16 protein-coding genes are annotated in these 15260 nt (G+C 60.3%); 3 read left to right on the forward strand and 13 right to left on the reverse strand.

Translation table 11 applies throughout. The features are described 5' to 3' along the window. On the reverse strand, window positions 1-524 hold a 524-nt coding region (locus tag VD811_04180), incomplete at its 3' end, for a hypothetical protein (protein ID HXV20177.1). A gap of 76 nt (window positions 525-600) precedes the next feature. Between VD811_04180 and VD811_04185 the strand changes: the two genes are divergently transcribed. Together VD811_04185 and VD811_04190 are read left to right on the forward strand one after the other, a co-directional pair. Beyond that, on the forward strand, window positions 601-1206 hold the full coding sequence (locus tag VD811_04185) for a molecular chaperone TorD family protein (protein ID HXV20178.1): 606 nt from the start codon (window positions 601-603) through the stop codon (window positions 1204-1206). Window positions 1207-1383: 177 nt separating this feature from the next. Continuing rightward, complete coding sequence (locus VD811_04190; protein HXV20179.1) at window positions 1384-1770, forward strand: hypothetical protein; 387 nt, start codon at window positions 1384-1386, stop codon at window positions 1768-1770. Window positions 1771-1894: 124 nt separating this feature from the next. On the opposite strand, the gene VD811_04195 is transcribed toward VD811_04190, so the two are convergent. The 3 genes from VD811_04195 to VD811_04205 are packed head-to-tail and all read right to left on the reverse strand — an operon-like array spanning window position 1895 to window position 4634. Continuing rightward, window positions 1895-3877 (reverse strand): SpoIIE family protein phosphatase, encoded by a 1983-nt coding sequence (locus tag VD811_04195; GenBank protein ID HXV20180.1) that lies wholly within the window; start codon window positions 3875-3877, stop codon window positions 1895-1897. Then, window positions 3874-4299: an ATP-binding protein gene (locus tag VD811_04200; GenBank protein ID HXV20181.1), complete on the reverse strand. Its 426-nt coding sequence runs from the start codon at window positions 4297-4299 to the stop codon at window positions 3874-3876. Before VD811_04200 ends, VD811_04195 begins: the two co-directional genes overlap by 4 nt. Continuing rightward, a complete protein-coding gene (locus VD811_04205; protein HXV20182.1) occupies window positions 4296-4634 on the reverse strand; it encodes an STAS domain-containing protein in 339 nt (112 codons plus the stop codon). Before VD811_04205 ends, VD811_04200 begins: the two co-directional genes overlap by 4 nt. A gap of 323 nt (window positions 4635-4957) precedes the next feature. Between VD811_04205 and VD811_04210 the strand changes: the two genes are divergently transcribed. After that, on the forward strand, window positions 4958-5740 hold the full coding sequence (locus VD811_04210; GenBank protein HXV20183.1) for a hypothetical protein: 783 nt from the start codon (window positions 4958-4960) through the stop codon (window positions 5738-5740). Between the two features lie 94 nt (window positions 5741-5834). Here VD811_04210 and VD811_04215 read toward each other — a convergent pair whose 3' ends face one another. The 9 genes from VD811_04215 to VD811_04255 form a co-directional block, all read right to left on the reverse strand. After that, window positions 5835-6896, reverse strand: coding sequence for a hypothetical protein (locus VD811_04215; GenBank protein HXV20184.1), 1062 nt, complete (start codon window positions 6894-6896; stop codon window positions 5835-5837). Window positions 6897-6997: 101 nt separating this feature from the next. Beyond that, window positions 6998-8026, reverse strand: a complete 1029-nt coding sequence (locus VD811_04220; protein HXV20185.1) for a hypothetical protein — start codon at window positions 8024-8026, stop codon at window positions 6998-7000. After that, window positions 8023-9357, reverse strand: coding sequence for a hypothetical protein (locus VD811_04225; protein ID HXV20186.1), 1335 nt, complete (start codon window positions 9355-9357; stop codon window positions 8023-8025). Before VD811_04225 ends, VD811_04220 begins: the two co-directional genes overlap by 4 nt. A gap of 18 nt (window positions 9358-9375) precedes the next feature. Continuing rightward, entirely contained in the window at window positions 9376-9927 is a 552-nt protein-coding gene (locus VD811_04230; GenBank protein HXV20187.1) for a hypothetical protein, read from the reverse strand. An 80-nt stretch (window positions 9928-10007) separates the two neighbouring features. Beyond that, entirely contained in the window at window positions 10008-11207 is a 1200-nt protein-coding gene (locus VD811_04235) for a hypothetical protein (GenBank protein HXV20188.1), read from the reverse strand. 36 nt (window positions 11208-11243) lie between these two features. Further along, window positions 11244-12161, reverse strand: coding sequence for a hypothetical protein (locus tag VD811_04240; protein HXV20189.1), 918 nt, complete (start codon window positions 12159-12161; stop codon window positions 11244-11246). A gap of 210 nt (window positions 12162-12371) precedes the next feature. Continuing rightward, the gene (locus VD811_04245) at window positions 12372-14021 is read right to left on the reverse strand and encodes a mechanosensitive ion channel domain-containing protein (protein ID HXV20190.1); all 1650 of its coding nucleotides are present in this window, start codon (window positions 14019-14021) and stop codon (window positions 12372-12374) included. Window positions 14022-14363: 342 nt separating this feature from the next. Continuing rightward, complete coding sequence (locus tag VD811_04250) at window positions 14364-14714, reverse strand: TfoX/Sxy family protein (protein ID HXV20191.1); 351 nt, start codon at window positions 14712-14714, stop codon at window positions 14364-14366. After that, window positions 14701-15260 (reverse strand): hypothetical protein (locus VD811_04255; GenBank protein HXV20192.1); only part of this gene is annotated, 560 nt, incomplete at its 5' end. The genes VD811_04255 and VD811_04250, both read right to left, overlap by 14 nt.

Genomic DNA, 15260 nt, shown 5'->3' on the forward strand with positions numbered 1-15260 from the left:
TGCAGGCGAAGCTGCTGCGGGTGCTGCAGGAGCGGGAGTTCGAGCGCGTCGGCGGCATCCAGACCCGCAAGACCGACGTGCGCATCATCGCCGCCACCAACAAGGACCTGCGCCGGGAGATCGACAAGGGGAATTTCCGCGAGGACCTCTACTACCGGCTCTGCGTCGTCCCCATCCACCTGCCGCCGCTGCGCCAGCGCAAGGAGGACATCCCCCTGCTGGCGGAGGCCTTCATCCAGAAGTTCAACGCCCGCGGCGAGCGCATCTCCGAGATCTCCAGCCGGGCGATGGCCCTGCTGATGGCCCACGACTGGCCGGGAAACATCCGCGAACTGGAAAATGCCATCGAGCACGCCTACGTCACCAGCACCACCGGCCGCATCGAACGGCAGTTCCTCCCCGCCTCGCTGCACCGGGCCGTGGTCGAGGCGCCCCGGCCGGAAGAGGCCGCCGGCGACGAGGGGCAGCAGATCATCCGCGCCCTGGAGACGCACCGCTGGCGCAAGCACGACGTCGCCCGGCAACTGGGGATGAGCCGCACCACCCTCTGGCGGAAAATGCGCCAGCTGGGCCTCGAAGGAGTTTGCAGGGGAGTCAACGATGCTGCACGTAAGCGAACGGAAACAGCTCTACGCCTTTCTCGCCCGGCTCTTCAGCTACCCCGACCGGGAGCTGGCGGCAGCACTGCGGCAGGGCGAGGCGGCGGCAGCCGGCCGGCTGCTGCCGGCAGCGCCCGCGCCCCCGTCCATCGACGCCTCGACCGTCGAGCTGGAGACGGCCTACACCGGCCTCTTCATCAACCGGCTGGGAGGCGCGCCGGCGCCGCCCTACGGCAGCATCTACCTGGAGCGGGACGAGTGCCTCATGGGGCAGACCAGCCTGCTGGTGGCCGAGGCCTATCGCGCCGAAGGGCTCGCGCTGGAGGGGAGCGGCGAGCCGCCGGACTTCCTGCCGACCGAGCTGGAATTCCTCTACTACCTGGTGGAGCAGGAAGAGCAGGCCCTGAGCCGCCGCGATCTGCCCGCCGCCAGGAAGGCGGTCGAGCAGCAGGCCGGCTTCTGCCGCACCCTCCTGCATCCCTGGATGCAGGCATTCTGCGGCCGGATCGAAGCAGATGGCCAGACCCATCCCCTCTACCGCTGGGCGGCAGGGTTGCTGCGGGAATTCTGCCGTCGGGAGCAGGAGTGGCTGGAGAAGGTGGTCTGATCCTTACGGTTCCACTGAAATGAACGCCTGCGATCCGAAAAGGTCCGCAGGTGTTTTTATTTTGCTTTGTGAGATATGGACATCCGGGAGGAGGCCATATCTTGCGACTGAGAGATATGGCGTCAGTTTTTCCTTCCTTATTTCAAAAAGAGCGACCAAAGGGCGGATTCGGACCGAATGGTGGCCCATAGGGAAGGCTCCCACGGCCTGGCGTTGCTGCGCGGACTGATGCGGCAGCCGGTGGTCATGGCCAATGACGTGGCCCGCATCGTCGGCGTCAGCTATACCAAGGCCAATTCATTGATTGCCGTCTGCGAAAATCTCGGCAGCCTGCGACAGATAAGCAGCGGGGAAAGGAATCGGAAATTCATCTACAACGACTATGTGGGCATTCTCAGTGAAGGGCCGGAAATAGGTCCTGGCGAGGGCTGGTCAGCCCGTGGGGACGGAGTTGCGGGAAGATGTACTGCAGTGACATCCGGAGTTGATGTAGGCGCTGTGACAGGCTGCTCAAATGTCAAAATGTCAAAGTTGACACTGGAGGCTTTTTCATGCTCTTCGTAGAGAATGGCAGAAAGTCAAGCCTGACCCTGCCGGCCCTCGCTTGCAAAAAGTCATTAATAAGAACAGTCAATTCCGTCTCAAGGTTGGACCTGCGTGAGAAGTAATTTGTCGGGGGATGGCAGTGTCAATGATTGCCGGGGGCAAGGTATCGCAGGCTAAGTAAGGCCATATCGTCGGCGGGGTCGGCCCCTGCGGAGTAGGTGTGGATACGGCCGAGAATTCTCTGAGTGATCGCCAAAGCCGATTCCTCCGGCGGTCCCTCGGCTTCCAGCAGCAGACGCTCTGTCGAGAAGGCCTGCTCCTGTAGGTTCAGCGCGTCGGTGATGCCGTCCGTGTAGAGCAGCAGGGAGTCCCCAGGGGTTAGCTGAAGCTTCATCGGCGAATAGCGAGCCTCAGGGAACACCCCCAGAATCAGTCCCGGGGGAAGCTCCAGCCAGGCCGGCGCTTCTCCCCGTCTGCGCAGAAGCGGGGGATTGTGACCGGCATTGGTGTAGCAGAACACGCCGGTTTGCAGGTCGAGAACCCCGCAAAAGACCGTAGCGAACATCAGGGCATCGTTTTCCTGGCAGAGTTCGAGGTTGACCCGCTGAAGCAGCTCGGTCGGTTCCATCTCTTTTGCCGCGATCCCTTTCAACAGCGTTTTGGTCACCGCCATGAACAGCGCGGCAGCAATCCCCTTGTCCGATACGTCTCCTATCGCAACGAAGAGCCGGTCCTCTCCCAGCAGGAAAAAATCGTAAAAGTCCCCTCCGACCTCCCGGGCGGGCTCCAGAGCTGCGTACAGGTCGATCTCCTCCCGTTGAGGGAAGGGGGGGAAGGACCGGGGCAAAAAGCTCATCTGGATGGTACGGGCGATACGCAGCTCGCTCTCAATGCGTTCCTTCGCGGCCGTTGTCCGCTCCAGATCCCCTATATACTCCTTTAGGGCTTTTTTCATCTCGTCGACACTGCGGGTCAAAACACCGATCTCGTCGTTGGCGGTGATGGCGGGAAGCTCGACCTCAAGGTTGCCTTGGGCGACCTGGCGTACGCTTTCGGTCAGGGCACGAAGCGGGCGGGAGATCCGTTCGGAGATCAGAATGATCACCAGGCTGAGCAGCGTCAGGCCGGCGGCACCGATCCCCAGCGTGTATCTGGAAAGGATGTTGACTCCGGTGAATATCTCCTCCTCGGGGATCACCACGACCATCGACCAACCGAGGGCCGCCAGCGGGACGTGATAGAGCCATACCGGCTTCTCGTCGAGAAAGCGCTCGAGGGCCACGAAGCCCTCCCTGGCGGCGAGGATGTCTCGCACGGCCCGTTCCAGATCGGTGTTTCCCGGCGCCAGGGCAGGGAGTTGCTGAAGGTGGTCCAAGCTGGTGTATCGTCCTAGCCGGGTGAGAAAAGCACCCTGTTTCGAAACCAGAAAGGCATAGCTCCCCTTGACCGGCTGCACCTTCTGCATCACCCGGTTCAGCCATTCCAGGGAAATGTCGGCCGTCACCACGGCCATAAATGTGCGCTCACCTTCCCGGGTGCGAAAGACCGGGACGGAATAGCTGGCCATCAGGATGTCTCCCCCGCCTATGTCGTAATAAGGCTCGGTCCAGAGCGGCTCCCCGCGGTCGCGGGGAAGGCGGTACCAGTCCATGGTGAAATAGTCGAATTCCTCCCCGCCGAGCCACTTGAAGCGCAGCGTCCCCTCCTTGAGCATGAAGTAGGGCGCAAAATAACGCTTCTTCGGATCAAAGGCGTATGGAGCGTAGGCCACCGTGGAGCCGAAGACCTCGGGGCTGCTCAGGACAAACCCCTCGATCAGGTTCAGCAGCTTTTCTTCTCTGAAGGGTCTCCCCTTCAGCGCTTCGGCCAGCGCCAACGGCACCTTCTGGGCACCGCTCAGAACCGATTCGATGTGGTCGGCGGCGACCCGGGTGAGAACCGCCGTGTTCTTCCGCAACTCTTCCAGCGCCCTGGCCCGTGAGGCGTAATAGTTGTAACCGAGCGCGGCAAGAAAAATCAGGGCCGTGCCTGAGAGGATGAAACCGGCCAGACGCAGGGCAAAGCGGCGGGGAGCTTTCCCGGTGGTCGGGTCCGTGGCGGATGGGCCCCTGTCGGCACGGCTCATGGGCCATCCCCGTTTTTACGAAGAAAGCGCAGGGTCAGCACGTTCCGCTCTCCCTCCCGGCGGTAACGGAGACCATCGGCAAGACTGCGGAACAGGTGGATGCCCATCCCCCCGATTCTCTGCGAGGCAATGTCAGTGAGGGGGGCCACAGGAGGGGCCTCCAGTGGATTGAACGGGGGCCCTTCGTCAACGAGGCGGATTTCAAGGCCCCGTGGCATCGGGTTGCAGCACAGCTCCAACTCCCCCCCACGCCCCCCGTAGGCGTGATCGATGATGTTGACGACCGCCTCCTCCAGAGCCAATTCGAGACGCCTGGCCTGTGCCTCGTCCAGGCCGGCGCGCAGGGCGTGTCCTTCCACGAAAACCCGAAGGGGTTCCAGGCTCTCAAGGCTGGCCGGAAGGCGAATGCACAGCCGGCTCATGCCGTCAGTTTCTCTCTGGCCTCTTGGGTGGTAGCACAAAGGGGAAAGATACTGTCCACCCCCGTGAGCCGGATAACATCTGCAACCAACTCCCGTGCCCCGACAAAGGCGAGTTTTCTTTGCTTCTTGTCCAGGCGCTTGGCGATGACCAGGACGCTGCGAAGCCCCGCACTCGAGAGGTACTCCACATCCTTCAGATTCACGATCAGGTGCTTCGGCTCACCAGCGATTGCCTCATCAAGTGCTTTTTCAAGTTCAGGGGCAATAAGACTGTTGATTTTCCCTTCCAGCGACACTTGGCGAACGTCGAAAAAGTCCTCAACGACCACATTCATTTCCGTCCTCCCTGGTCACGGGTGTTCGAGGTGGCCAGCCGGTCCGGACACCGGGTTTACTCCGATGATCACGACGAAGACCGGCCAACCTGTGTTGCGATCAACTTCAGTATAACGAACAGGGAGCTGGGGGCAAAAAAATTCTCGGCCGGCCACCGACAGCCGGTTGCCCGGAATGAATCTTGGGATAAAATTGCCGCCAACGGACTTCTCGGCCGGTCAGAAGCCTGTCCGGGTGCATAAACTTCACTCCAACGCACTTCTTCGTCGTGAGGGAGATTCAGTGCGCGGCGGAGAGACTGAGGCCTTAAGGAGCATTGCCGATGCAGAATAATCCGCTTGATCTTGTCCCCGTCTGGGGCGTGTTCGTCACGACTGTTGCGCTCGTCCTCGCCTTTGTTGAAATCGGTTTCCTGCTGGGCATGGCGAAAAGACGGCGGAAGGAGGATGTAAAGGAGGCTGCGGTCGGCTCGATGGTGGGGGCCACCCTCGGTCTGCTCGCCTTCATGCTGGGGTTCACCTTCAGCATGGCGTCAGCGCGCCACGACACCCGGCGCTCCCTGGTGCTTGCGGAGGCCAACGCGCTGCAGACGGCTTATATCCGCGCTGAGTTGCTGCCGCAGCCCCAACGCTCGGAAATCCGCTCGCTCTTGCCCGAATACGTGGAGACAAGGTTGGCATGGGCCGATCAACGGGATGTAGGCAAGGCAATCGCAAGGTCGGAGGAGATCCAGCAGCAGCTCTGGTCCAGGGCCGTTGCCCTCGGGGAGAGAAATCCCGGCTCGGTAGTAGTCGGTCTCTTCATCGAGACGCTGAACGAGGTGTTCGATCTGCACGCAAAACGTGTGCGGGCGGGCCTCTGGAGCCGCATTCCCGCAGTCATCCTCTTTGTCCTCTTCTTCGTGACCTTCCTCGCCATGATCTCCATGGGGTACCTCGCCGGCCTCGCCGGCAAGCGCGCCGGCCTCGTATCCATTGCCCTCGGCCTCGCATTCTCTGCCGTTCTGCTCCTGATCATCGACCTCGACCGCCCTCTGGAAGGGTTCCTCAAAGTCAGTCAGCAACCCTTGAGGGAAATCCGGCAGAAAATGCCAGTTTTTCCTTGAGTGCAATTTTGCGTGACGTCTCACTGCATTTCACCGGACGCCGGAGGCAGTGGGCGCCAGGCCATGGACCGGCCGGTATGTGCCCACAGGCGCACTACGGCCGCTGCCGGAGATTCGCCGCCACCAGGCGTGGGCGGAAGGTGAACACGTTGGGATCGCTCGGGTCGACTGTGACATGGACCCAGTGGTGGTAGGGTGAACCGAACGTCTCGACGCGCGTGAAGTTTTCGAGGGCCGGCGTGACCGCGACGCCCGGCACCGGCCGCGGGCTCAACGGCTTGTCCACCCTGAAAAAGTGGCTGTCGCCGTGGACCAGCACAACCGGCTTGCCGAAGGAGATGGTCTCCTTCTGCAGTTCCCGGCGGAGGTCGGCATAGCCGCTTGGATTTTTTGCCGTGTCAGGAAACGGCGGGAATTCAGGAAACACGTTGGCCTGTTGCAGGATCACGATGGCGCGGCTGTTGCTGACCTTGGCGTGCTCGAATCCCTGCCGCAACCAGGCGAGGTTGGCCTGGTTGCGCTCGCTATATTCCACGTCGGCTTCGAGCGAGCGCCCCAGCCCGTTGTTGCTGCCTGGGACGTGCAACGTCAGAAACGTCACGCGGCCGAGGTCCCAGCGCACGTTCTCCCGGTACTTGGCCAGCACAGGATCCGCACTTCGGCTCTGTCGCGTCAGCGCCAATGGGCGCTGGCCAAGAGTGTGATCGCCGGCAAAAAACACCGACCGCAGCTTGGCGAGCCGCTCCAACGGATCGGCCCCCTGGACAGTCGGTTCGTGACAGTCTGTCCAGTCGTTATCGCCGGGGGTATACACCAACGGATGCGCCGAGGAGCGGAACTGCGCCAGACGCTTGGCCCACAGTTCGTCCGTGCAGGAAAATCGCGGCGAGGACAGATCACCGACGTGCACGACGAAGGCGAGTGAGGCGTCCCGGTTCAGATCGGCGAGGACATTGTCGACCCCGGGTTCCTCCTGCGGATAATAGCCCAGATCGCCGGTGATGGCGAACGTGAAGCCTGCAGCCGGACTTGCCGGAACCTGACTGCGTGCCGGCGCGGGCGTGGCAAGCAGGGACCCCAGGAGCACGGCCATAACGGCGATGGCGACTGCGGGGAACGGACGCATGCGGAAGACGGGAGGCTGCATATTATTCATTTGGCGTCTCATGTTCTTCGTGGCTCGGGCTGCTTTCATTTAGGGATCAGCTTGCCGGCGCCCGACGACGGTTCGGCGGCTCTCCCGAGCCCGGGGTGCAACTACCCGCTGGCGCGCAGCCTCGCCAGGTTCCGCCAGAAAAGCTCGAGGCTTTCCGTCCCGCCGAATAACGTGGTGAAGATGGTCGAGTCGGCCAGCAGGACATCGCCGCCGCGACTGCCTTGGGGCGGCATCCAGAGGAAAGAATTGAATTCCCGATTTCCTGCTGCCGTGAACGGGTGCGGCCGGGCCGGATCGATCGGCTGCGTGGACAGAACATGAATGGACGCCGTGTCCTCGGTGGTTAGCGCGTAATGGGGCAGGTGCAGATGGAAGTTGAACGTGGTCACCCCGTTCAGCATGCCGAGCCTGTCCAGGTCCCGGTTGATCGTCAGAGGCGCAATCTCCCTGGTACCCTCGACTACGGCGGGCCGGAGCCCGAACTGATTCAGCACGGGCACGCCGAGCCCGTCCATCAGGGAGCGCGTGTACTGGCCGAAGCGCTGCTGGCGCGGCACCAGCCGATCACCGTGATGGCGATATTCCATCTGCCGCTGGGCCACGTCGGCGGTGGCGCCGACATCGTGGTGCGGCGCCAGGAGCAGGCAGGTCCCTTCCCGCTTGAGCCACTCCCGGATGGCGTCGATTTCGCCCTTCTCGGCTTCCTGCTCGGAGGGAATGTGGTCCAGGCCGAAGACCATCAGCGTGTCGGTGTCCGCCAGGACCCTCTCGTCGATGGGAAGCCTGTACCCCGCCTGGTCAATGCGCTGATAGACGGCCACCGGATGGCCGGTGGTTTCGCCCACGATCTCCTGGAATGAGATGGTGGAGCGATGAAACAGCTCCAGGGTGCCGTCGATCCCCTGCAGGAAATTCTTCCTGTCCCATTCGGCTCCCTCGTAAAGCGGCCAGGCAACGCGGCGGACCTCGGTCATGGTCGAGAAGCGGTTATCCAGGTCGGTCAAGTCCCGGTTGGCTTCCCAGGGGTAGCTCCACGCCCAGTAGATGCTGAAACGCCGCTGCCCTCGTGTGTACGGCCGCGGGATGTGGTTCTGGTTATACGTCCGCCCAAGGTGCTTCATTGCGCTCATCTGGTCGTCCTTTCGTTTTGCTGTCCGGCAAGGAAGCGAAGTGCCCTGATGCCTGGAAGGAAGAAGTAGGCCCCTCCCCTTACGGTAGTGAAGGCCGGCAGGCCGGTGATCGTTTTCCTGATCGGACGTTTCGGAATCTTGTACTCCAGCGTGCCGTCCTGGCTGCCGATGATCGGGTCCCGTTCGTTGCCGAGTTCGTGGAAGTTCCGGTCGTTCGCCCAGACGTTCTGCGCGAACTCGAACTGGCGGATCAGGCTGGCGCAGATGATAAAGGCCGCGATGCCGCGCTCCACGCCATCATCCGGAACGTTCTCCGGCAGGGGCGGGCCATAGGTGGCGCCGCGGCGGATCATCCGCCGCCGGTTCACATTCGCCGCCGTGTCCCTGGGGTTCATGCGGCGCATGTGCGAGCCGAGCGGCACGGCATAGCCAAAGGGGTCCATTTCCTTGTAGTTGAAATCATTGTTGCGCTGCGGATCGGCGCCCAGCTCCGGATCGTCTTTGTCGGGCGCCAGGACGAGCGGTGCGCCGCTGCGCCAGCGCCCCATGAGTTTCGCTGCCACCAGCTCCTGTTCTTCGGGAGTCTGGCCGTGCTGGCGCAGGAAGTCGCGAAACGCGCCCACGTGCTCCTGCAGGCGGCGATAGGCCATGAAACTGCCGTTGCGGGAGAGGGTTTCAGGTTGCGGCAGATTGGCGGGCGGTTCGGCTTCGTCCGGATAGCCGAGGATGAATTCCCCCGCCTTCAGCGGCGCGCCGGTGCCTGGCGTCGGCTCCTCTCCGCTCCCTTCGATGACCGGCTGCGACATGCGGTCGCGGTAGCCGAAGTGGTCGTGCGCCGAATCAAACGGCGGGGTCGCCAGCAGGTCCAGCGCCGAGAGCAGTTTCACCCCTTCGCACCTCTCGACCAGCCTCTCATGCTCCCTGCGGCACCGCTCCCGTTCCGCGTCGTCGCGGGCAAAGAGAATGACGATGGCGTGGAGGCCGGGATCGGCCAGACCTCCCACCCAGTGGTCGGGGTGATTGGCGCCGGTGTCGCCCAGAATTTCCGCGCGGGCCGCCATCCCCTGCTTGAACTCCTCCGGAAACGTGGCCAGCGAGGCCTCGTCGACACCCAGTGCGCGCAGGCCGCTCCAGGTGAAGGCCACGGTCACCCAGCGCCTGTCCTTCTCGACCGAGCCGCGCACCTCGGCGGACGATTGCACCGTTCCCAGGATTTCGGCCAGCCAGGCGCGCGCCCCCGCGATGCTTCGGAAGGTAAGGAATTCGTAACGCCCGGTGAGGGCGGGGACTCGAGTCAGCAGGATGTGCTGAATGTCTTCGAACTCAAGCATGGTACGTCCTCCGGCGGGTCACTGCATCTGATCGAGCATGTCCGAAAAGGCCGCCTTCAGCTTCAGCGCCTTCTTGATTTCGTCGGCGCTCACATAGGGATACTCCCCGTATTCCAGGAAGCTCGGGCACTGGTGCTCGCGGACGAACTTGACGAAGGCCGCCGGGTTCGTCTTCCAGTCCTCGGGGAAGCCCTCCAGGTTTTCGAAGACGGTATTGATGCCGTACTGCGAGAAGAGGGCCACCGCATCCTCGGTGTACTTGTCGAAATCGGTGTCGAAGATCCCCTGGTACATGAAGTAGGTTTCCATGCCGATGTCGAAGAGCACCCAGCGCAGGTAGTGCAGTTTGAGCACGGCCAGGGCATCGGGCAGCTCGGCAATGGTTTTTTCGATGGTCTTGCCGTGCTCGCGGATGGTCTCCTCCCTCCCGGGCTTGATCTTGGCGATGATCGTGAAGCCGTAGCACGCGGGGGTCTTCGGAAAAATCGGGCCGTACCGACCCTCCTCGAGCTTGATGAATCCTTCCTTCGGGATGGCCATGGCCGCCGGCTTTTTCCAATCGTTCTTCACGGCAGTTCTCCTTTTCTCCTATAGGTGTTTGGCCGCGGGTCCTGCATTCGGGAAAAGATTGAAGATGCTCCACAAGCTCATCATTGACCGACAGTAGTAACCGCTCCTGTAACGGGTACATTCATGCCGGCTTTTTGTCCGGCAATGAGTTGCGAAACGAACGTCAGGACATGCATCGAACGGTCTCCGCTGCAGCTGTTGTCGGGGCCGGTTGCCGGGTCTGCCGGAATATAGTATTCGGCTCCCTCGTAATCTACCGTAACAACCGAAGCATCGGCAGTGCCGTTTGATTTGTTAACTACAAACAAAGGGACATGCGGTCTTGATTCGCAGATCTCTATCATGGGCACGTAACCTTTTTCCACCTCGGCGCGCAATATCTCACCCAGGTAATACAGCACCCCTTCCGGTGACCTGAAAAATATCCGGTATCCCTGTTTATCGTTGTTGTCTGGCAGATCGTTCCTTGTTGTATCTGCTACGCTGAAGGTGCCGGCTTCCGGTGTGCTATCCGCCCCACAAGTGTAAAAATAGTCGGTTTTTGTCGAACTTAACTGATACCATTCGCCGTTTCCCTCTGCCACCCGCTTGAGGGCAAGTCCGGCTTTATGGACCTCAATCAGCCGTTGCAGGTCCGCCATGTCTTTCGCCGCCAACCTGGGCCCGATCGGCTCATCCCTCTCCCGGCCCACAAACTTGCATTTTAGCAATTCCCGGAGCTTGGCCTGAAACGCTTCAAATTTTTCCCTGCTTTCGGGATCATTTTCGAAGGTAGCCACGATGGTATCGTTCTTGTACATTTCCAGGCGTTCGACCAGAAGATGCAGTAGCATCTCTTTCGGCCAGCCCAGCTTGTCCAGGTAATAGTAAACCGTATCAATGGACACGGGGGTCATGATGCCGGACGTAAATTCCTTGGTATCCCAAACGACCAGATCGAAGGATGGGTTGGTGGAATAGCGTACGCTCGGAGCAATGGAATATGCGCCATCCAGCCCGGCCCCTATTTTCCCGAAAGGAATGGTAATGTCTCCCGTCTGAAAACTGTACGACAAGCTTCCTCGCAACAGGTTGAAGCCGGTGAAGTACATTGGGTGACGCTTGCTTGCCCGCACAACGTTGAGCAGGAGCATCTCGTTCTGCACTTTTTCGACAACCAGATTATAGTCGGTCGTCGTGCTTGCTACCCTTTCCTTCGGAAGCATCGCGCACCCTGCCAAACAAATTGCCATACCTGCTACGAAGATTGCACACAGGCTAAGCTTCCCAGTTGGTTTCATAAATCCCGCCTCCCGCTTCCCGAAACTACCGAGACATCACTCATGGCTCTGGGGCTGATTTCCCTGCAGGCGGTATACTACCCCCGTTTTGGTCGTCCCGAGGGAGATGCGGTCCTTGACATTGTGCTGGAGCGAGACAAAGAACTGCTCACAGCGCCTCTTCGCTTTGTCGTGGAATTCATCTCCTCGCTTGAACTTGCTCTGGAACGAGAACTCTCCGATGAGCGGCAGGTGCTCGCCCCGCGTACGCCACAGTGCAACATTCGCCTTGGCCGTGATCCCCTTGCCGAAGTCAAGCACGCCGAGATCCTGAAGCACCTCCTCGACGAACTGACGACTCACCAGTTCAACTCTTTCGTTATCGGACCTTTTCAGGGCCGCCAACGCCGGGAAGACGCGAGAGAGCGTTGCCATGGAGGTGCGATCCCCCTCATGCAGTTGACTCACACCGAACTCGACATTGTGGGAGAACAGCAGGCGGAACCCGCCGACACCATCGCGCAGCGGCAGGGCCTCAGCCTTGAACTTGATCCGGTACTTGCCGGCAATGTTCGGCCTGACGTCCAGCTCCGCAGCCTTCTGCATGTCCGGATGCCGGAACTTGAAAACTATTTCCGGTTCACCTACGGGAAAACCGTCTTCGAAGGCAATGCGCCGGCGCAGGATGAATGAATTGTTGTAAAGCAGGCAGTCCGGGGTGTCGGCAAAAACGATCTCCTTGATCCGCGGTCTCTGGCCCTCCCCGGCATCACGGGAAAACTCGATGCCCAGCTCTTCAGCCGTGCGCAGCACGGCATCGCCGAACTCATGGAAGCTCGCGACGGAGATGAAGCGGTCGGGCTTCAGGATGATCTTGCACTGGAGGTATTGAACTTCATCAAGGGGATGGCCGTCGCTGTAGGTCCCCTGCTGAAGTTCGGGAATCCTTCTGGTCCGGGCATTCTTTTTCCCCATCGTCGTTCCTCCGATTCATCACGTTGAAAAACCCCGGTTCCGCTCCGGCGGCCGGCGTCTGTTGATGTAAATTTAACTGATCCGGCAAAAGGCGCAATATGAGCTCCCTCGATAGTTGCTGCTGCCCCGAAAAGTTGCGCATCATATGTCAGTGGCGACGGTTATCAAAGCTGCTGGCGCGGGCAATAAGGCGCGCTTTGCCCAGGATGTTCAAGGCATGCCCTCGTTCTTTTCGCCGGGAGGTTCCGCAGGCGGTTCGTGCCAGCGCTCAGGAGGCACCACTGCTGGCGGCTCGCGGTCGAACGCATAGCGCGGAGTCATGATCTGCACGCCATACGCGTTGAAAGCGTCCTGGATGTTCTGGTGCAGGTCGGAATAGATTCGCGTCATCCCGTGGGGGGAGTCGGTATAGGCGTTCAGTTCGTAACGCACATAAACTTCGTCGAGAGCAGTTTGCCGAACAAAAGGCGGTGGGGCGGGCAGCAGCCCCGGCGTGCGTCCGGCAGCCTGCAGCAAAAGCGCATGGACCTGGCGCCAGGGGATGTTGTAGCCGATGGTCACGGCTGTATGAAGAACAAGGCCGCGTTGTTTTGCCAAGGTGCTGTAGTTGATCACGTGGCTGTTGTAGATCATTGAATTGGGTACGACAATCTCTTCGTTCTTCGAACTTCTCAGGTGCGTAACGAGCAGCCTCATTTCGGTCACTTCGCCGCGAAAATCGCCGATCATGACCCGGTCCCCCACTTTGAATGCCCGCCGGTAGGTCATTGTCAGCCCGGCCAGGATATTGGAAATGATCGAAGAAGAGCCGAGAGAGAGGATGACCCCCAGGAAGATGGAAATGCCCTGGAAGGCGGGTGAGGAAGACCCTGGGATATAGGGAAAGGCCACTACCACCATGAATGCAAAGAGCAGGGCGCTGGCGATCTTGAAGGTCGGCCTGGCCCATTCGGGATAAAAACCCGAGAAGGTTATGGCTCCGTTTTCCAGCCCCTCAAAAAACAGGCGCATCAGCTTGAACAGGTAGTTGGCGACAAAAACCAGGGCGGCAAGGAAGATCAGGTTCGGTACGTGGTGCAAAATTCCTCTCCCCATGGCTGCAAGAGGGGCCAGCAGGAAATCGCGCAGTTCGTTGGAGAACGGGCGGGTCCATGGGAAGAAACCCAGCACAAGGTTGACCGCCACATAGAACAGCAGCAGGATGGTCAGGAACCGGGCGGCCCGCACTGCACCCGTAAGGAGCGCCTTGATCTGCTCGGTATTAACGATGACGAAGGACTGGATTTTGATGGAAGCTATCCTGTCCGCAAGCTGTGCCGCGTCGACCTTCTCTTGCAGACGGCGGAAGAGGGTCCGAATCAGGAGCAAGCTCACTAGAAGAACAAGCATTGCGATTACGCTCCAGAGAATCCCGAGATAGATTTCCCTGAGAGTGCGTTCCTGACGGTAGCGTTCGACGGCTTCGCCAATCTTGCCGACATGGATTTTTGCCAGGAGTTGCCGGTCTACTCCCTCTGGGAGGGCATCCGCGTCGACAACTGACATGATGACTCTGTTGCCGGCAACGATGTCAGTCGAAAGATCTGACTCGACCGCCGTGATGTCGTCGGGCCTGACAGATTGGTCCTGGGCCGCTTTTTCTATCAAACTGCCGATCCGCTTCGCCCGCTCATCCGCAGGATAAGCCTCCACGCCTCGCACATGAAAGAGAACGATTCCATCAATCGAGACCGGAAATGTATGGAAGAGCGATTCCTGGACCGATGCGGGTCTGTCTTGCGGTTGCTCGGGACATCCTGACCGGGGGTAAGCCAGCACGCCCGCTACAATTAGGACGATCAAGAGATAACCACGCGTCATAGAGCCTCCCTGTGCACCAGCCGAAATTGACCTTCTTCCAGATATGATCCAAATCGGTATTGAGCCTGTCCGACTTCCGCCCGTACTAGATACTGAATCAACAATTCATATTTCTCCGGCGAAGGATCAATTGGGTGCCAACGATGGGTCAATATTCAAATACAGATCAAAGCCGCTATGCAGGAGGCGATTTCAGTCCCAAAACTTTATCCCCAAAAAGGGCCTCCGCAAACTGGAGACCTGGACCGCAGTTCGGGGGACACCTCACTTCATTCCCCTTCCCTTACATCCCCGCCACCCCTCTTCAACAAAAAAGGCCCGCCAAAAGCGGGTTTTTCCCATCTAGGCCGATTTCCGTTTGCGGCTGGCCCTGACCCGCGGGTTGAAGTCGAGGCAGAGCTGCAGCCAGTACTGCAGATCAGCGTCTTCGTCGATCCCTTCCGGCTCGACGAAGACGAACCCCTTCATCGGCCGGCCGGTAAAATCCATCTCCCGCGCCCCCGGGCGGGTCAGGGCCTGCTCGTAGAGCGCCGGATCGATGCGGGCCATCAGGGTCTCGCCGACGATCCCTGCGCACATCTTGTCGTGGACCATGAAGCAGAGCCCGCCCATCATCTTCTTCTCTGCCGCCGTCACGTGCAGCTCGGCAAAGCCCTGGCGGATGCGGTCGGCCAGATGTTCATCGTACGCCATCAGCCTTGAACCTCCCCCGGAACATCTCGAATTTTTCCATTTCCTCCTCCTGTCGCGACCACCGCTCCAGCTCCTCCCAGTCAACCTGCTGCTCCAGAGCCACCCAGACCGCCTGCTGAAGGCACTGCCGGTCATTCCAGTGATAGAACGCAGCCAGGCGATCCTTGATGCAATCGGTCGGCGACAGCAGCCGAAGGGTTCCGGTCTTCAGGTGAAGCTCCTCTACCTCTGCGACCGGTTCGCTCCCGACTGCCAGTGGCCCAGAGGGGAACTCAAGAAAAAACTGGGTGTCCGGGTGGACGAAATACCTGTTCTTCTCGGTGAAGCCAATCTCCGCAAGAGCCCCCTTGAGTTTCCGTCGCGTGGCATGCAGTCGAGCGATGAAATCCAGGTCCATAGAACTGTACGGGCCTGAAGCGTAGATGGCCACACAACCACCACCGCTGAGGACGACATGAATGCCCCTGCTCGCAAGGTGGGAGCAGACATAGGCCGCCAACTCGCCCAGGCGCATCTGAGGGATAGTCTTCATAATGGCTTCCCTCC

Source organism: Desulfuromonadales bacterium (genome assembly GCA_035620395.1).
Classification (GTDB): domain Bacteria; phylum Desulfobacterota; class Desulfuromonadia; order Desulfuromonadales; family DASPGW01; genus DASPGW01.